This window comes from Actinokineospora alba, assembly GCF_004362515.1.
GTDB classification, from domain to species: Bacteria; Actinomycetota; Actinomycetes; order Mycobacteriales; family Pseudonocardiaceae; genus Actinokineospora; species Actinokineospora alba.
The window spans coordinates 1,129,761-1,145,141 of the sequence record NZ_SNXU01000001.1; the positions used below are offsets into that span (position 1 = coordinate 1,129,761).

General features: G+C 67.2%; 22 protein-coding genes and 1 tRNA gene. 19 read left to right on the forward strand and 4 right to left on the reverse strand.

Translation table 11 applies throughout. The features are described from left to right. Positions 1–36: 36 nt before the first annotated feature. The 16 genes from C8E96_RS05305 (at position 37) to C8E96_RS05365 (ending at position 10,038) form a co-directional block, all read left to right on the forward strand. Positions 37–276 (forward strand): hypothetical protein, encoded by a 240-nt coding sequence (locus C8E96_RS05305; protein WP_091382746.1) that lies wholly within the window; start codon positions 37–39, stop codon positions 274–276. Next, positions 276–731, forward strand: coding sequence for a DUF3307 domain-containing protein (locus C8E96_RS05310; protein WP_091382749.1), 456 nt, complete (start codon positions 276–278; stop codon positions 729–731). Before C8E96_RS05305 ends, C8E96_RS05310 begins: the two co-directional genes overlap by 1 nt. Continuing rightward, complete coding sequence (locus tag C8E96_RS05315) at positions 731–1,162, forward strand: M50 family metallopeptidase (RefSeq protein WP_091382751.1); 432 nt, start codon at positions 731–733, stop codon at positions 1,160–1,162. Before C8E96_RS05310 ends, C8E96_RS05315 begins: the two co-directional genes overlap by 1 nt. A 61-nt stretch (positions 1,163–1,223) precedes the next feature. Further along, entirely contained in the window at positions 1,224–1,481 is a 258-nt protein-coding gene (locus C8E96_RS05320; RefSeq protein ID WP_091382753.1) for a hypothetical protein, read from the forward strand. A gap of 57 nt (positions 1,482–1,538) precedes the next feature. After that, the gene (locus C8E96_RS33095) at positions 1,539–1,697 is read left to right on the forward strand and encodes a hypothetical protein (protein ID WP_166657879.1); all 159 of its coding nucleotides are present in this window, start codon (positions 1,539–1,541) and stop codon (positions 1,695–1,697) included. 39 nt (positions 1,698–1,736) lie between these two features. Beyond that, positions 1,737–1,964: a hypothetical protein gene (locus C8E96_RS05325; protein WP_091382754.1), complete on the forward strand. Its 228-nt coding sequence runs from the start codon at positions 1,737–1,739 to the stop codon at positions 1,962–1,964. 86 nt (positions 1,965–2,050) lie between these two features. Further along, complete coding sequence (locus C8E96_RS05330) at positions 2,051–2,257, forward strand: hypothetical protein (protein WP_091382756.1); 207 nt, start codon at positions 2,051–2,053, stop codon at positions 2,255–2,257. A 21-nt stretch (positions 2,258–2,278) separates the two neighbouring features. After that, positions 2,279–2,416: a hypothetical protein gene (locus C8E96_RS33100; RefSeq protein ID WP_166657880.1), complete on the forward strand. Its 138-nt coding sequence runs from the start codon at positions 2,279–2,281 to the stop codon at positions 2,414–2,416. Between the two features lie 23 nt (positions 2,417–2,439). After that, positions 2,440–2,589, forward strand: coding sequence for a hypothetical protein (locus C8E96_RS33105; protein ID WP_166657881.1), 150 nt, complete (start codon positions 2,440–2,442; stop codon positions 2,587–2,589). A gap of 143 nt (positions 2,590–2,732) precedes the next feature. Then, positions 2,733–2,987 carry a hypothetical protein gene (locus tag C8E96_RS05335; RefSeq protein ID WP_091382758.1) on the forward strand — a complete coding sequence of 85 codons (255 nt, stop codon included), beginning with the start codon at positions 2,733–2,735 and terminating at the stop codon, positions 2,985–2,987. Beyond that, the gene (locus tag C8E96_RS05340; protein WP_091382760.1) at positions 2,987–4,096 is read left to right on the forward strand and encodes a hypothetical protein; all 1,110 of its coding nucleotides are present in this window, start codon (positions 2,987–2,989) and stop codon (positions 4,094–4,096) included. Before C8E96_RS05335 ends, C8E96_RS05340 begins: the two co-directional genes overlap by 1 nt. Beyond that, the gene (locus C8E96_RS05345; RefSeq protein ID WP_091382762.1) at positions 4,093–6,282 is read left to right on the forward strand and encodes an FtsK/SpoIIIE domain-containing protein; all 2,190 of its coding nucleotides are present in this window, start codon (positions 4,093–4,095) and stop codon (positions 6,280–6,282) included. Before C8E96_RS05340 ends, C8E96_RS05345 begins: the two co-directional genes overlap by 4 nt. A gap of 219 nt (positions 6,283–6,501) precedes the next feature. After that, on the forward strand, positions 6,502–7,017 hold the full coding sequence (locus C8E96_RS05350) for a DnaB-like helicase N-terminal domain-containing protein (protein WP_133794192.1): 516 nt from the start codon (positions 6,502–6,504) through the stop codon (positions 7,015–7,017). Further along, positions 7,014–8,414 (forward strand): DUF3631 domain-containing protein, encoded by a 1,401-nt coding sequence (locus C8E96_RS05355; protein WP_228770219.1) that lies wholly within the window; start codon positions 7,014–7,016, stop codon positions 8,412–8,414. The genes C8E96_RS05350 and C8E96_RS05355 overlap by 4 nt, the downstream gene beginning before the upstream one ends. A gap of 2 nt (positions 8,415–8,416) precedes the next feature. Continuing rightward, complete coding sequence (locus C8E96_RS05360) at positions 8,417–8,602, forward strand: helix-turn-helix transcriptional regulator (protein WP_091382766.1); 186 nt, start codon at positions 8,417–8,419, stop codon at positions 8,600–8,602. Continuing rightward, a complete protein-coding gene (locus tag C8E96_RS05365) occupies positions 8,602–10,038 on the forward strand; it encodes a tyrosine-type recombinase/integrase (protein ID WP_091382768.1) in 1,437 nt (478 codons plus the stop codon). Before C8E96_RS05360 ends, C8E96_RS05365 begins: the two co-directional genes overlap by 1 nt. A 76-nt stretch (positions 10,039–10,114) precedes the next feature. Here C8E96_RS05365 and C8E96_RS05370 read toward each other — a convergent pair. Beyond that, a tRNA-Tyr gene (locus C8E96_RS05370) sits at positions 10,115–10,195 on the reverse strand. Positions 10,196–10,327: 132 nt separating this feature from the next. Between C8E96_RS05370 and C8E96_RS05375 the strand changes: the two genes are divergently transcribed. The 3 genes from C8E96_RS05375 to rfbA all read left to right on the forward strand — a co-directional run bounded on the left by C8E96_RS05375 (position 10,328) and on the right by rfbA (position 11,988). Further along, complete coding sequence (locus C8E96_RS05375; RefSeq protein ID WP_091382770.1) at positions 10,328–10,819, forward strand: YajQ family cyclic di-GMP-binding protein; 492 nt, start codon at positions 10,328–10,330, stop codon at positions 10,817–10,819. A gap of 75 nt (positions 10,820–10,894) precedes the next feature. After that, entirely contained in the window at positions 10,895–11,113 is a 219-nt protein-coding gene (locus C8E96_RS05380; RefSeq protein ID WP_133794196.1) for a hypothetical protein, read from the forward strand. Beyond that, a complete protein-coding gene (rfbA, locus tag C8E96_RS05385) occupies positions 11,110–11,988 on the forward strand; it encodes a glucose-1-phosphate thymidylyltransferase RfbA (protein WP_091382774.1) in 879 nt (292 codons plus the stop codon). Before C8E96_RS05380 ends, rfbA begins: the two co-directional genes overlap by 4 nt. A gap of 10 nt (positions 11,989–11,998) precedes the next feature. Here the strand turns inward: rfbA and htpX are convergent, their stop codons facing one another. The 3 genes from htpX to C8E96_RS05400 form a co-directional block, all read right to left on the reverse strand. Further along, positions 11,999–12,850, reverse strand: a complete 852-nt coding sequence (gene htpX, locus C8E96_RS05390) for a zinc metalloprotease HtpX (protein WP_091382776.1) — start codon at positions 12,848–12,850, stop codon at positions 11,999–12,001. 71 nt (positions 12,851–12,921) lie between these two features. Beyond that, a complete protein-coding gene (locus tag C8E96_RS05395; protein WP_166657882.1) occupies positions 12,922–13,707 on the reverse strand; it encodes a siderophore-interacting protein in 786 nt (261 codons plus the stop codon). Positions 13,708–14,023: 316 nt separating this feature from the next. Beyond that, positions 14,024–15,274 carry a hypothetical protein gene (locus C8E96_RS05400; RefSeq protein ID WP_091382780.1) on the reverse strand — a complete coding sequence of 417 codons (1,251 nt, stop codon included), beginning with the start codon at positions 15,272–15,274 and terminating at the stop codon, positions 14,024–14,026. Between the last annotated feature and the right edge of the window lie 107 nt (positions 15,275–15,381).

A 15,381-nucleotide genomic window follows, 5' to 3' on the forward strand; every position in this document is an offset into this window, starting at 1 on the left:
GTTCAGGCTAGACAGCCCGCCAAGGTTGGAGCACTCATGAAGAAGCGAATCAAGAAGGTGCAGGGGCGGTTCAGGCCGGGTTCTTGCCTGGTGGACAGGTTGCTGATGGAGGTCTACCTGGAGTTGCGAGTGTCGCCGCCTGCGGCTCCGACGTCGGCGTTGCTGGATGGTTCGGCGTTGGAGCGTCGGGAGCGTCGTGAGGCGCGTCGGGCGTTGGACGCTGTTGTTCGCGCACTGCCAGTTCGTCGTGTGGTGTCGGACCTGGAGGCGGCGTGATGTCGGCTTCCGGGTTGACGTTCGCGGTGTTGCTGCCGGGGTTGCTGGTGGCACACAACGTGGCGGACCACTGGGTGCAGTCGAGCCACCAGGCGGGTTGTAAGGGCCTGCCGGGTTGGGCGGGTCGTCGTGCCTGTGCGGCTCACGTCCTGGGCTACACGGTCGTCACCGCGTGGTTGGTCGTCGGCCTGTGGGTGGCGTTCGATCTGTCGATCTCTCTGCCGGGTTTCCTGCTGGGACAGGTGATCTCTGCGGTGACGCACTACTGGGCCGACCGGCGCACCACGTTGGCGTGGCTGGCCCGCATCGTCGGCCGCGCCCAGTTCTACCGCATGGGCGCACCGCGCGAGAACCGTGACGACAACCCGTCGCTGGGGACCGGGGCTTATGCGCTGGACCAGTCGTGGCACTGGTTGTGGCTGGGTGTGGCCGCGTTCGTGACGGCGGTGGCCTGATGGCCAGTCGTGAGATTCACCCGCATCGGCTCGCGGTGGCCGTGCACGAGCTGGGGCACTGGGTCGTCGCCAAGGACGCGTCGATCCGCGTGCTGAAGGTCCGCCTCAGCGGTAGCGGTGCGGGGACGAACGGGTTGTGTCGGGTGCGGTGGCCGAATGACGACGACGGCGCTCTCGATCACGCCTACCTGCTGTTCTGGTTGGCCGGGTGCGAGGCGCAGCGGCTGCACTCGGAGAAGACCGGCACCAAGTTGGACACCAGCGGGTGGTCCGCCGACCTGGCCAAATTCAAGAAAGTGCGCCGCCAACACGCCCCATCGCGCAAGTGGTCGGAAAGCTCGCTGCGCGCCGACGCCCGCCGCCTGGTCCGCGCCCACTGGTCCGAGATCAGCCGTCTCGCCCCGCGGCTGGCTGAGCGCGGCCACCTCTGAGCACCCCACCTGTTTCACCAACCGTTTCACGATCGCTGACTGTCCGGGAAGGACACACGGAATGTCTACGGAAACCCGCTGGGACGCCCAGGTTCGCGAGTACACGAGCGGCGGATGGGTGCGACTGACCAAGGTGCGTTCTGGCCTGTCCTGGCAGGGCACCAGCCGCGCCGCGCAGGACAAGCACCTGACGCGCATGTTCCGCGAGAACAAGATCGAGCTGCGCCGAGAGCGGTCGGTATCCGCTGCGGACACGGCGGCCGCGTTGACCGTCTCCCGCACCACCTACCACTCGGTGCGGTGGGTCGGCCACCACTGACCAACCCGCACACCTGTTTTCCGACAACCGTTTCACCCCGATGGAAGGAACCACCTGATGTTCGGCAAGACCAAGAACCCCGGTATCCGCGTCCGTCCGATCGAGGCCCAGGGCCGTTGCCTCGGGTGCGGCAAGCACGTCAGCAAGAAGTCCAACGTCTGCTCCACCCGCTGCGCCAAGGCCGCAGCCAAGCGCTGGGACAACGAGAACGACTGACCGACCTACCCGCCCACCGTTCGCAAAGGAAGTTCGTAGATGACCGGCAACAACGTCCGCACTCGGAACGTGAACATGATCGACATTGGCAAGGGCGACGTCATTGAGGTCAAGGGGAGCTGGTGGCAGGTCCTGAAGAAGACCGTCGCGGACTGCGGCTTCGTGAGCCTCGGGGTCGTCGCCTGGCCCATCACCAAGGGCCGGAAGAGCTTTCGCTACATCAGCGGCGCTGCTGACTACAAGCGCCCCATCCGTATGGACCGTTAGGTCTGCCCCGGCTCGGAGGCTGTCCCGCCAAGAGCACCCCACCGGGCCGGGTCTGCCAACCCACACCAATCGAGAAGGAAACCGTTGTGAGCACCAGCTTCCGCACCAAACGCCGCAAGCTCATCCAGATCCACGAGGGCGATGTGGTCGAGCACTCCGGCCGCTGGTGGGTGGTGTCCCGCACCCGCCCCGAGGACACCGGCCGCATCCGCCTGGACCTGCACAGCATCGACGGCCGCGCCACCGGCGCCCGCGTCGGAACCCCCGGCGACAACCTGCTCATCCGCTTCTGAACCCAGGAAGGAAACACCGTCATGGCCGCACGCATCGCCTGCCTGCACTGGTCGTTCGTCGCCCGCCTGGTCAACACCACCGTCCACAAGCGCTGCACCCAGTGCGGGCACCGCTGGCGCGAACGCGCCACCAGCGCCGCCCGCAAGCGCACCGCCTGAGAGCCCCGAAAGGAACGTATCCGATGTCGACGAACAGCGAGAACACGGACGAGAGCGCCGAACGGCGCAGCCAGGACAAGCGCCCGCCGAGCAGGCGCGCGTCGGACCGTTTGCCTTGTGGCCACTACGAAGAAGGCGTCTGCAACGACAACTGCGACTGCTACTACGACTGAACCGAACCGCCTGAGTAAGCCCCGCCCCCGGTGGCTGTCCCGCCAAGAACACCCCACCGGGGGTGGGTCTCCCAACCCACACCAACTGAGAAGGAAGAACCCCAATGCTAGGCACAACCGTGAGCGCAGATCTATTGGCTGCCATGTACGAGTCGGAGCGCGACGCGCACCGGGTCACCGTGAACTGGGCTGCCGGTGTCTCCCTCGACAACTCCCACCTGCGGTTCGAGCTGAACCGGGTCCGCCGCCAGCGGGCCGCCCTCTGGACGTTGCTGCGCGAGCAGACCCGCACCGTCCTCGCCCTGCGCACTGAGGTCGACGACCTCGCCGCCGAATGCACCACCCACGAAGACGCCATTGCCGAGCTTCGCCACGAGATCGACGGGGGGAACCACTGATGAGCTGGCGTGAGGAGATCCGAGCCGACAAGGCTGCCGCCGCCGCGCAGCAATTGGCCGCCACGAAGTTGGACGCCGAGGAGCGTCGTGCCGACCGTGTCGCCGCCGCAGAACAGAAGCGGGTCGACGCCGAAGCGAAGATGAAGCGCAAGCGCGCGGCCAGCGCCGACCGCGCCAAGCGGACCACCGCACGACGCGCCGCTAGGTCCGCCTGGGTGCGTGCGCACCTCATGGACCTGTTGTTCGTCCCGGTGATCGTGGTCCCCGCGGTTCTGGCGTGGACGGCAATGGCCGACTACGGGCACACCGTGTTCGGCCCGGTCGGTGTGCTGCTGCCACTGTTCTCCGAAGCGGCCATGTGGGCGTTCGCCATGGCCGTCACGATGGCCGTGCGGGCAGGCAAGCCGACCGGTTGGCTCAAGGCCGGTGTGTGGCTCTTCGCCGCCGTAGCCGGGCTGCTCAACTACGTCCACGGTGCGGCCACCCCCGGTGGCGCGGCTGCCGGGGTCGTCATGGCCACCGTGTCCGTAGGCGGTGTCCTGGTCCACCAGCTGGTGACCGCAGGTCCCGCCCGGCCGCGCCGGACCAAGGCCGAACGGGCCGCCGCCCGCCTGACCCGGCTGACGCAGAAACGCACCGACGCCGTGCGCCGAGCCGCGGTTCGGCAGGCCGTGGCCGAGCTTGCCGAGGACGGCACCGCGCGCCTGGTGTTCCGCCCCGGCCTGGTCACCATCACCCACCACGGCCTGGCCCGCCGCACCCGGTTGGTGGAAGCCGTCGTCCCCGGCCTGGCCCCAGTGGACGAGGTCGACCCGATCGGCGACTCCCTCGCTGACGAGATCGCTCTGTACCTCTCCGAGCTTCCCGTGGGGAACACCCGGAACACACCGGGAACAGCACAAACAGAGCCCGTTCCGGCCGCCATCGCCAAGCGTGTACCGGGCCTGCTCGCCCGCGTGCGCGCCGCGATCGACGCCGGGAAACTCCCCGCCCACCCCACCCGCAAGGACGTCCAACGGCTGCTGCGCTGCCGCGCCGAAGTCGCCGTCGCGGTGACCCACGCGCTTAACGCCGACGAGGACGGCAACGGACAGGAGGTCTCCGCATGAGCACCCCGAACCTGAACAACCGGCCCGACGACGACATGGGCAACGTAGTACCGCTGCGACCGGCCACCGAACCTACGAACGAGATCGAACCGCAGATCATCGACGCTGAGATCGTCGACGACGACGCGCCCGGTTGGGGCCGTGTCCCCGGCACCGAGATCGAGCGAGCGACGCCGCGCACGGTCGCGTTGGTCACCGCCGTCCGGCAGTCTCAGCAACTCGCCAAGGTTCGTCAGGTCGCCGCGTACCGGGCGCGCCACGCTCACCGGGACGCCTGGCAGATCACCAAGTACACGGTGCGCGGGCATGCCCGCTGGTTCCGCAAGGGATGGGACTGGGCCACGCACGCGGACCTTCGTGCCGACGCCCGCGCGGCGAAGCTGTCGCAGGACCGGGAGACCCGCCGCGTGGCACAGGAGATGCTCAAAGCGGATGGCCGCGCCCGGTGGGAGCGGCTTGGTGTCGCCGCCCGCCGCACGGCCGTGGCGCTGGCCGTCGTCGCTGGTGTGGTGGCGGTGTTGTGGCTGCTGGGTCAGGTGATGCCGCGTGAACAGATGTGGCCATGGCTGGCGTTCCTCTACACCGTGCCCGCTGGTATCGCCGCTGCGGCAAACTTCGTGTGGGTGTGGCTGTTCTGGCCGATCGTCATCGCTTGGGTCGCAGCCGCCGTGTACGAAGGCCGCGACAAGACGCCGGGTGTTGGCTGGCTGCACCGCCCCGACCGCGACGACGCTGACTCATGGGTGGATGAGCGCATGATCTCCCAGGCGTTGGCGCACCTGGGTGTCCCGCCGCTGGACCGGTTCTTCAAGTCCGGTGGGGAACTGGTCTACAGCGTCCCTGCCCGCGTCGACGGCGACGGTACGTTCGCCCAGGTCCGGCTACCCATGGGCGTCACTGCGGAGATGGTCGCGAGCAAGCGCAAGACCCTCGCAGCGAACCTGGGCCGTGCGTCTCTGGAGACCTGGCCGACCCAGGGCGACGAAGACGGTGTCCTTGACCTTTGGGTTGCTGACAAGGGCAAACTTGGTGGCGGCGCTGGGATGTGGCCGTTGCAGCATGACGGCATCGTGGACCTGTTCGACGGTGTCCCGTTCGGCCTGACCCAGCGTGGGATGGTCGTCAACGCGCCGCTGTTCGAAGCGAACTGGCTCATCGGTGGCCGACCTGGCCAGGGCAAGTCCGCCGCCATGCGCACGTTGCTGCTGGGTGCCGGGCTCGACCCGACCGCTGAGCTGTGGGTCTACGTGATGGGCCAGTCCCCGGACTTCGACCCGTTCACCCCGCGCCTGTCCCGCTACGCCATGGGCATGGACGACTCCGTTGCCCTAGCTGTGCTCGATGGCTTGCGGGACCTGCTGTCCGAAATGGAGCGACGCGGCAAGGTGCTCGGGCAGCAGCCCGGCAAGCCGCCGAAGGTCTCCCGCAAGCTGGCGAACAACCCCAAGCTGGGTCTTCACCCGCTGGTCTGCGCCATCGACGAGTGCCACGAAGCGTTCATGCATCCCAAGTACGGCAAGGAAATCGCCGACCTCGCCGTTCGCCTGATCAAGCGTGGCCGCAAGTACGGGATCATCCTGGTCCTGGCAACCCAGTCGCCGACCAAGGACAGCATCCCGCGGGAAGTCACCCGCAACGTGAGCTGTGGTGTCGCGTTCGCCGTGGCCGACCACGTCGCCAACGACGGGCTGCTCGGCTCCGGCAAGTACAAGGCCGGAATCCGGGCGACCGACCTGCGCATGAAGACCGACCGAGGCACCTGCGTCGCGGTCGGAGTCACCGACAACGTGTTCGAACTCGTCCGCACCTTCTATGTGCCGTTCGAGGACGGCAACGACCAGGTCACCCCCGTCATCAACCGCGCCATGGCTGAGATCGGTGAACTCAACCGCACCGGACACACCGACCAGGCCGACGACGAGATCGAACAGGTCGACCACCTGGCCGATATCGCCGACGCGCTCCGCGGGGAACGCCGGGTCCGCACTCAGGTAGTGCTCGGTCGGCTCGCCGAGGCCAACTCCGCCGAATACGAAGACTGGTCGTTCACCGATCTCGCCGCCGCACTGGCCGAACACGGGATCGAGCCCCGCAAGTCTGACGGCTACAAGGTCATCCGCGCCGAAGACGTCACCACGGCACTCACTGAGCGTGACGAAGACGGCGACGAACGGGCAGGGATCTAGCCAGGGACCCCGGCAGGGAGGCAGGGAGTTCTCCCTGCCGGGTCCCTGACACCGGGTCCCTGTCCTGAGCAGGACTGATATCCGACAGGGACCCACTCCCACGGCAACGCCACAACCAGCGAAAACCCCAGAAAACGAGGACAGGCGACGCACGCCGCGCCTCCCTCCCTGGTTCCGCACGCCCACACGCTGCTACTCAGCGTTACCAAAGGACTTCACATGCCTAGCCCCACGATCGACCCGGAAACCATCGTCCTAGGCACGCTCATGCAGGCCACGCCCGCCAACGCGCGCCCGATCCTGGCCCGACTGCACTACCGCGACTTCGCCGACCCGCGCGGCCGGTACGTCTTCGACCTCATGGCCGCGTTCGTCACCGACAACGTGCCCAGCCTCGACCCGGCAACGCTGCTCGGGTTCGCCGACCGGATCGGCGCGTTCCGCGACACCAACCACGCGCACCTACTCACCCGGTGGGTCTTCAACGCCTACAGCGTCACCGTGCCGCTCGTGGCACTCGACTTCCACATCGCCCGGCTGATCGAGCACAGCTACCGCCGCACAGTGGCCGCCAACGCAGCCCGGCTGGCCCAGCTTGCCGAGAGCAGCACCCTTGCCGAGTTGGACGCCCACTGCGCGCACTTCACGGCCCAACTCACCGAGCACCGCGCACGCATCACCGACCCGCGACCGACCGGACCGAGCGCGATCCGACCGAACAGGAGCGCGGCATGACCACCATGACCGAATCCACAGTGGACACCACATTGTCGGCCATCGACGACGTCATCGGCGACACGTTCGCCGCGTGCCACCATTGCGGCCGCTCCATGGCCGGATCGGTGTCCGACGACTTCTGCTGCGAGGACTGCGAGACCGCATGGCTGGCCGCACGGTGCGAGCCGCCACCGGTCGACCGCGGGCAGGGTCCCGACCCGACCGTGCCGGAGACGACGCCGGAGCGGCCTTTGGCTTCCTTCCTGGGTGACCCGCCGCCTGGCGCGGTCGCCAAAACCGGGGCGGAAGTCCTCGACGAGGTCGCCACGTTCGTGGCGCGGTTCAACGTCTTCCCGGATGAGCACTGCGTGCCAACCCTGGCGCTCTGGTACGCCCACACCCACGCAGCAGCCCAGTTCTACGTCACCCCGCGGCTCATCCTCGACTCAGCCGAACCAGGGTCTGGCAAGACGCGGGTGCTCGAAGTGGCGGCGCTGCTGTGTGCGGCACCGGAGATGACCATCTCCGCAACGTCCGCTGCGTTGTTCCGCATGGTCTCCGCTGGGCCGATCACGATCCTGTTCGACGAAGTCGACGCCGTGTTCAACCCCAAGTCCGGGGGTAGCTCGGAAGACCTGCGCGGGTTGCTCAATGCCGGGTACAAGAACGGCGCGACCGTGGCCCGCTGTGTCGGCGACGCCAAGGCGATGAAGGTTCAGCGGTTCCCTGTCTTTGCCCCGGCCGCGCTGGCTGGGATCGCCGGGGGGATGCCGCCGACCATCACCACCCGCGCCATCACGATCCACATGCGCAAGCGCCGCCACGACCAACGGGTCGACCAGTTCCGGCAACGCACCATCGAACGCGAGTCCGCGCCCCTGCGGGATGCGCTCGCCGCGTGGGTGGCCAGCATCGCCGAACAGGTCGGCGAAGCCGCGCCGATCCTCCCGGACGGTGTGACCGACCGAGCTGCCGAGATCTGGGAACCGCTGCTCGCCATCGCCGACGCAGCAGGCGACCACTGGCCCGACACCGCCCGCGCGGCGTGTGAGCACTTCGTCCTCCACACCTCGACCGAGAGCACGTCGACCGGCGTAAGCCTGCTGGCCGACCTGCGCAACCTCTTCACCAAGCACAACACCGACCGGCTTCCGACCAAGACGCTGCTGGCCGATCTCGCGCAGATGGAGGAGGCCCCTTGGGGAGACCTTGACGGCAAGCAGCTCGACGCCCGACGCATGGCCAAGGAACTCGGCAGGTTCAGCGTCAAGCCGACCACCTTTGCCAATCCAGACGGAACCAAAAGCAAGGGCTACGTCACCTTCGCAACCAAAGAGCAGGTCGGACTCATCGACGCATGGGACCGATATCTCCCACCCGCCAACGCCGACAACGACGAGAACGGGGAGGGCTGAGCATGGCCACCGCAAAGCGACTCACTGTCGATGAGATCTGTGCCGACCTCGACATTTCTCGCTCCACGTTCTACGAATGGCGCGCAAAAGGAAAAGCACCGCGCATCATTCGACTCCCCAATGGAAAACTTCGAATCCGCCAGGCCGATTACGAGGCGTGGCTCCAGCAGCTTGAGGTGGCGGCATAATGGGCGAAACGTCGTTTGATGTGCGCATCCACAAGACAGACGTGTATCAGGGTGCCAGAACCACCACGTGGTGGGTGCGATGGTCTGTGGCACGAGAAACGTTCAAAGAGCCATTCAAGAGTTCAGCATTGGCGGACGGATTCAGGTCCGAGCTGGTTACCGCTTCCCGCAAGGGTGAGGCATTTGAGACTGCATCCGGCCTGCCGCCGTCGATGGTGCGGAAGACCAAAGCAATGTCATGGTTCGCGCTCGCTTGCTCGTACGTAGACATGAAATGGCCGGATGCCGCGCCCGGCCACCGAAGGACTATCGCCGACGCTCTTGTGCCAATCAGTATGGCGATGCTACGCGTGGAACCGTCCAGCACTGAGGTTTCCCGCGAGCTGCGCTCTCGTCTACGAATGGCGTTCAGCGTCACGAAGCGGCCAGATGCTGAACAGATACGTGAGCTTGAGCGCAACAGTATCCAGGTTTCGGATCTAGCAAAGCCAGACGTATTCCGACAGCGCTATTCCGCAATCATGCGGAAACTTGATGGCGGTACGGTCGCCTACGATACCGCCAGGCTCCGGCGCAACACACTACGGGAAACACTTGATTTCGCGGTGGCGGAAAAGGAACTGCTGGACGCTAACCCGCTCAGTCAGATCAAGGTCAAAAAGACCACCACCGTGGTGCGCAAGGTCGACCGACGCTGTGTCGCCAATGCCATCCAGATTCGTACAGTGCTGAACGAGGTCAGGTCCATAGGACGAACCGGACGCAAGCTGGTGGCTTTCTTCGGACTCATGTACTTGACCGGCGCTCGGCCAGAGGAAGCCGTCAATGTTCGCCTCTCCGATTGCAAGCTTCCGCCACGGGCGTGGAACCAAGCCGCGGGTGCATGGGAGGTCAAGGAGTGGGGCGACATCGTCTTCAGCGGCGCGCGGCCAGAAGTCGGAGCGGAGTGGACCGACAGTGGCCAGGCCAACGAGGAGCGCGGCCTCAAGCACCGCGAGGAATCCGACGACCGCACGGCCCCATGTCCCCCGGAACTAGCCCTGCTCATCTACGAACACGTGGATGAGTTCGGCACAGCACCGGATGGGCGTCTGTTCGTCGCTGAGCGGGGCGGTCGGATCAGCAGCAGCACCTACGGCCGGATCTGGGCGCTTGCGAGAGAGGCGGCGTTCACGGCCGAGGTGGCCGCCTCCCCGCTGATTAAGCGGCCTTACGACCTCCGTCACTCGTGCCTGTCCATGCACCTGAACGCAGGTATCGAGCCCACCAGGGTCGCCAAGTGGGGTGGCAACAGCCTGCGTGTGCTGCTGGAGGTCTACGCCGATTGCACCGACGCAGGGGAGCAGGCAGCCCGCGCCAGGCTCGGAGTAGCCCTCAACAACGCCACGGAAAACTTCGGCACGCATTCGGCACAGACGCCCGACGACGGTCGTTGACGACCGGACGCAGCCGGACAAACGAAAACAAGCCCGTGACCTGTTTACGCAGGTCACGGGCTTGTTTTCGCAGGTGTGGCGGGTGAAGGATTCGAACCTTCGAAGCTTTCGCGACGGATTTACAGTCCGCTCCCATTGGCCGCTCGGGCAACCCGCCGGGTTCGTCCAGCGCCGCTGGACGGAGGGAACAATACCTAACGCCCTCCACCGGGTTCCAATCGGTACCCCCAGTGCCGCGCGGCGGTAGCATCCTGGCCACCAGAACCCCTGATGTGGAGGTGCGAGACACGTGGCGGACCCGTCTTTCGACGTGGTGAGCAAGGTCGACCGGCAGGAGGTGGACAACGCGCTCAACCAGGCCGCGAAGGAACTGTCCACTCGGTTCGACTTCCGCAACACCGGCGCTCAGGTGAGCTGGAGCGGTGACGAGGCGATCACCTTCCAGGCCGACACCGAGGAGCGCTGCGCGGCGGCGATCGAGGTGTTCAAAGAGAAGCTGATCAAGCGCAACATCTCCCAGAAGGCGTTCGACGTCGAGGAGCCCGCGCTCTCCGGCAAGGTCTACAAGGTCACCGGCACCCTCGTGCAGGGCATCACCTCGGAGAAGGCCAAGGAGATCGCCAAGAAGATCCGCGAGGAAGGCCCCAAGGGCGTCCAGGCCCAGATCCAGGGCGACCAGCTGCGGGTCACCGGCAAGAAGAAGGACCACCTGCAGGACGTCATCACCCTGCTCAAGACCGGCGACTTCGGGATCGCGCTGCAGTTCACGAACTACCGGTAAGCACGATGGGAGACCCCGGCAGGGTGTCTCGGCGGCAAGGTGGAGTTTCACCCCGTCCCCCTGCCGGAGGTCGCCATGAGTGAGCACACCGCGGGCACCATTGACGTCGACGACATCGAGCGTCGGCTCTCGTTCGTGATGCGGTCGATCGATGTCGCGCTGGCGCTGCGCGACCGGGCGCGGTTCCACCGGGCGTGCGCGCTGCGGCGCGACTTGCTCACATTGAGGGCGAAAGCGGTTAACGAAAGCGGCCAAGGCTCGATGCTGGACGAGACACGACAGGAGCCGCGATGAAGGGCATCATCCTCGCCGGAGGAAGCGGGACGCGGCTGCATCCGATCACCCAGGCGGTGTCGAAGCAGCTGCTCCCGGTCTACGACAAACCCATGGTCTATTACCCGCTGTCGGTGCTGATGCTGGCCGGGATCCGGGACATCCTAATCATCTCGACCCCCACCGACCTGCCCAACTTCGAGCGGCTGCTCGGTGACGGCAGCCAACTGGGTGTGCGTTTCTCCTATGCCGTGCAGCCGGAGCCCAACGGGCTGGCGGAGGCCTTCATCATCGGCGATGAGTTCATCGGCGACGACCCGGTCGCGCTGATCCTCGGCGACAACATCTTCTTCGGCCAGAGCTTCTCCCACCAGCTGCAGGAATGCGTGGCGTCGCTGAACGGGGCCGTGCTGTTCGGCTACCGCGTGAAGGACCCGGAGCGCTACGGCGTCGGCGAGGTCGACGCCGAGGGCACGCTGGTGTCGATCGAGGAGAAGCCGGCGAAGCCCAAGTCGAACCGGGCCATCACCGGGCTGTACTTCTACGACAACGACGTCGTCAAGATCGCCAAGAACCTGCGGCCGTCGGCCCGGGGGGAACTGGAGATCACCGACGTGAACCTGGAGTACCTGCGGCAGGGGCGGGCCAAGCTCGTCGACCTGGGACGCGGGTTCGCGTGGCTCGACACCGGGACGCACGACTCGCTGCTGGAGGCCGGGCAGTTCGTGCAGGTCCTGGAGCACCGGACCGGGGTTCGGGTCGCCTGCCTTGAGGAGGTCGCGCTGGAGCGCGGGTTCATCACGGCGGACGAGTGCTATGCGCTGGGCGAGAAGCTGGCCAAGTCGGGGTACGGGGAGTACGTGATGTCCGTGGCCAAGGCCGCGGGCGCTCGCTAGACCGCCGACGCTAAGCCTCGGCCATCGCCTCCAGGCGGGCGATGCGGTCGTCCATGGGCGGGTGCGTGGTGAACCTGCGGGCGAAGCGGGCGTTGGTGCGGAACGGGTTCGCGATCATCAGGTGTGACTGCGAGACCAAGGCGGGCTCAGCGGGCAGCGGCGCCGCCCGGGTTCCCGCGTCCAGCTTGCGCAGGGCCATGGCGAGGCCCAGTGGGTCGCCGGTGAGTTTCGCGCCGGACTCGTCGGCCTGGTACTCGCGGGAGCGGCTCACGGCCATGCGGACGATCGTGGCGGCGACCGGGCCGAGCATGCCCACCACCAGCAGGGCGATCGGGTTGTCGTCGTCATCGTCGCCGAAGAAGCCGGTGAGCATGGCGATGCCGGCGATCATGCTGACGGCGCCCGCCAGCGCACCCGCGACGCAGGAGATGAGGATGTCGCGGTTGTAGACGTGGGACAGCTCGTGGGCGAGGACGCCGCGCAGTTCACGTTCGTCGAGCAGGTCCAGCAGCCCGGTGGTGCAGCAGATGGCCGCGGTGCGCGGGTTGCGACCGGTTGCGAAGGCGTTGGGGGCCAGGGTGTGGCTCAGGTAGAGGCGCGGCATCGGCTGGCGGGCGGCCGTGGCCAACTCCGCGACGATTCGGTACAGCGCCGGGTGCTCGGCCTGGGAGACCGGTCGGGCGCGCATCACCCGCAGTGCGATCTTGTCCGAGTTCACGAACGCGTGGACGCTCAGGAGGACCGCCACACCGCCGCCGATGATCAGTGCGGTGCGCCCGAACAGGGAGCTGACCAGCAGGATCAGCGCACTCATGCCACCCAGCAGCAGGACGGTTTTGAGCCCGTTGCCATGCGAGTGCACGTTGTCGCCTCCCCGATGTAAAGCTGCTGTTGGGTCCGGAAGACAAACGCCCGTGCCTACTGAGAAGTTCCTCAGTTGCCGCTCTCGCCCAGTCGCCAGTATGTGGTGGGGCGCACACGCTGCCTCGGGTAGCCGCGTTCGTCGAGCAGGTGGGCACGGACGGCGAGCATCGCGGTGCGCTCCCCCGCCATCCACACCTCGGGCAGGCCGTCGGGCAGTTCCGCGGCCCGGATGGCGTCGACGAGGACCGTGCTCTCACCCGCGGGCACACCGTCGCGGTGCAGCCACGTGATGGCGTGGCCGGGGTGTTCCTCGGCGGCGTCGGCGACCTCGACGAACGCCAGTGCCTGCTTGCCCTCCGGGAGCGCGCCCAGGATGGCGGTGATGGCGGGCAGCGCGGTCTCGTCACCGGCGAGCAGGTACCAGTCGGCGGCGGGGTCGGGCTGGTAGGCGGGCGAGGGGCCGACGAAGATCAGCTCGTCGCCGACCTTGGCCCGCTCCGCCCAGGCCGACGCGGGGCCGGAGTCGCCGTGCAGGACGAAGTCGAAGTCGACCTCGTTGGTCGCCGGGTCGTGCCTGCGGATGGTGTACGTGCGGGTCAGCGGGCGGACCTGCGACCACAGGCCACGCGCGGATTCGAGCGTCAGCGGCTCGGGCAGCACGACGTCGTCGGGGTAGAAGTAGAGCATCACGTTCTGGTCGGTCCCGGCGCCCGCGAGGTCGGCCAGGGAGTCACCCTGGACCGTGACCCTCGCCATGTGCGGGGTGATCCGCTCGACCCGGACCACGGGGACGCGCCAGAGGCGGGTCTCCTGCCTGCGGGAGCGGCGGCGGGCGGGGGTTTCGTTCGCGTTCATCGGTGCCATCCTCACGCGCGCGCCGCGCCGCCGTTCACCGAGGGTCGGGATAATTGTCACCGCCACCCCGTGGCCGGCCATTTAGAGTTCCGCGAATGACCTGCGTCTTCGACCAGGGCGATCCCGACGCGGTCTCGATCGGCGTGGACTGGTGACCATCGATCTTGGCGAATTCCTGTGTGCCGCGGCGGCGGAGACGCTGCGGGCGCCCCGCCGGTGGATCTCCGCCGACACGGATCTCACCGTGGACGTGGAACGGCACCCCTGAAACAGCAAACCCGGGTGGCCGATGGCCACCCGGGCTTCTCGCCGATCATCAGCTGGTCTCGAGCTCCCAGTGGATGTTCGCCTTGTAGATGCCGTCCGCGCTCCAGTCGCCGGTTTCCTGGTAGAACGTCGACGTGTGGGTGCCCGTGCGCCAGTTGTCCCAGCCCGAGGTGACCCCGTTGTCGTAGCGGTAGGCCCACTTCGACGGCAGCTTGACCGCGACGGTGACCGGCTTGAACAGGTCGTCGTAGAACAGGTTGATGATCCAGCCGACGAACGTGGTGACCAGCCAGGCCACGATCTGCCCGAGCGCCTCGGCGAGGGCCGCGCCGAGGAACGCGCTGGTCAGACCCTCGATGGCCTCTTCGATCACCTTCTTGACCTTGTCCTTCACCTTCGCCCACGCCGCGTTGAGCACCTCGGCGAAGCCGCCGTCGTCCTCCTCAGCCATGATCATCGTGACCAGGTACTTGCGCGGGTAGGCGCCCGGGTTGATGTCGAACCGGGTGTAGGACTTGCCAGGCGCGGCGTAGGTGAACACCTCGCCCTGGTCGAACGCGAACGGCGGGACGAACCGGGCGATCTTCTCCGTCGTGCCGTCGTTGTCGACGCGGACGCCGCCCAGCGCGATCTCGTCGGAGCCGAAGGCGTTGTTGTCGGTCTCCTCGACGACCTTGATCTTCTCCAGGCGCAGCCGCAGGTCGGTGACCTGGGGCAGCGCCGACCACTGCGACACCGGGATGCCGCTGTACTTCAGGTACCTCAGGTGAGCCGCGTCCTCGGCGCGGGACTCCTGTTCGATCCGGTCGGCGATGGCGCGGATCTCGGCGGTCAGCGCGTCCTTGTCCGCCATCGCGCTGTCGGCGGTGAACGCGCCGTCGAAGCCGAGGCGGGCGAACTCCTCCGGGCTGTGCGCGGCGTGTCTGCCGAACTCGGCCTTGCGGGACTCGGGCGAGTCGAGCAGCCGGGTCGAGGCCGCCTTCGCCTTGTCCCGCACGTCGGCGGGCGCGGCGGCGAACGCGGCGGCGAGGTCGGCTTCGACGCTGCCTTCCCGGTACGCCGCGGGATCCTGGTTGGCCGCCACGGTGGCGAGCGCGTACTTGAACGCGTTGTTGGCGTCGTCGGCCACGCGCGCCAATGCGGGTGTCTCCCGGAGGCTTCCCGCAGTTGGCGCGGGCGGGTACTCGATGAAGTCCCGGTCCTGCGCGATCGCCTGCCCAGGCACCAGAGTGGCGGTGAGACAGGCCGCGGCCAGCGCCGCGACCGCCGCGACACCGCGGCTTCGTTTCAAGGTCGACATCGGACTCTCCCCTGGTCACCGAGCGGGCCCCTCGCCCGCTCGTCGCTGCGCACAGCAGACGCCCGCACGGCTGTGGACCGGCTGCGGAACGGTTGTGACCCGGCACG

Excerpts from the sequence above, each read along its gene's own strand:
- C8E96_RS05305 (WP_091382746.1), top strand. The coding sequence starts at position 37 with ATGAAGAAGCGAATCAAGAAGGTGCAGGGGCGGTTCAGGCCGGGTTCT.
- C8E96_RS05310 (WP_091382749.1), top strand. The coding sequence starts at position 276 with ATGTCGGCTTCCGGGTTGACGTTCGCGGTGTTGCTGCCGGGGTTGCTG.
- C8E96_RS05315 (WP_091382751.1), top strand. The coding sequence starts at position 731 with ATGGCCAGTCGTGAGATTCACCCGCATCGGCTCGCGGTGGCCGTGCAC.
- C8E96_RS05320 (WP_091382753.1), top strand. The coding sequence starts at position 1,224 with ATGTCTACGGAAACCCGCTGGGACGCCCAGGTTCGCGAGTACACGAGC.
- C8E96_RS33095 (WP_166657879.1), top strand. The coding sequence starts at position 1,539 with ATGTTCGGCAAGACCAAGAACCCCGGTATCCGCGTCCGTCCGATCGAG.
- C8E96_RS05325 (WP_091382754.1), top strand. The coding sequence starts at position 1,737 with ATGACCGGCAACAACGTCCGCACTCGGAACGTGAACATGATCGACATT.
- C8E96_RS33100 (WP_166657880.1), top strand. The coding sequence starts at position 2,279 with ATGGCCGCACGCATCGCCTGCCTGCACTGGTCGTTCGTCGCCCGCCTG.
- C8E96_RS33105 (WP_166657881.1), top strand. The coding sequence starts at position 2,440 with ATGTCGACGAACAGCGAGAACACGGACGAGAGCGCCGAACGGCGCAGC.
- C8E96_RS05335 (WP_091382758.1), top strand. The coding sequence starts at position 2,733 with ATGTACGAGTCGGAGCGCGACGCGCACCGGGTCACCGTGAACTGGGCT.
- C8E96_RS05340 (WP_091382760.1), top strand. The coding sequence starts at position 2,987 with ATGAGCTGGCGTGAGGAGATCCGAGCCGACAAGGCTGCCGCCGCCGCG.
- C8E96_RS05345 (WP_091382762.1), top strand. The coding sequence starts at position 4,093 with ATGAGCACCCCGAACCTGAACAACCGGCCCGACGACGACATGGGCAAC.
- C8E96_RS05350 (WP_133794192.1), top strand. The coding sequence starts at position 6,502 with ATGCCTAGCCCCACGATCGACCCGGAAACCATCGTCCTAGGCACGCTC.
- C8E96_RS05355 (WP_228770219.1), top strand. The coding sequence starts at position 7,014 with ATGACCACCATGACCGAATCCACAGTGGACACCACATTGTCGGCCATC.
- C8E96_RS05360 (WP_091382766.1), top strand. The coding sequence starts at position 8,417 with ATGGCCACCGCAAAGCGACTCACTGTCGATGAGATCTGTGCCGACCTC.
- C8E96_RS05365 (WP_091382768.1), top strand. The coding sequence starts at position 8,602 with ATGGGCGAAACGTCGTTTGATGTGCGCATCCACAAGACAGACGTGTAT.
- C8E96_RS05380 (WP_133794196.1), top strand. The coding sequence starts at position 10,895 with ATGAGTGAGCACACCGCGGGCACCATTGACGTCGACGACATCGAGCGT.
- rfbA (WP_091382774.1), top strand. The coding sequence starts at position 11,110 with ATGAAGGGCATCATCCTCGCCGGAGGAAGCGGGACGCGGCTGCATCCG.
- C8E96_RS05395 (WP_166657882.1), bottom strand. The coding sequence starts at position 13,707 with ATGAACGCGAACGAAACCCCCGCCCGCCGCCGCTCCCGCAGGCAGGAG.
- C8E96_RS05400 (WP_091382780.1), bottom strand. The coding sequence starts at position 15,274 with ATGTCGACCTTGAAACGAAGCCGCGGTGTCGCGGCGGTCGCGGCGCTG.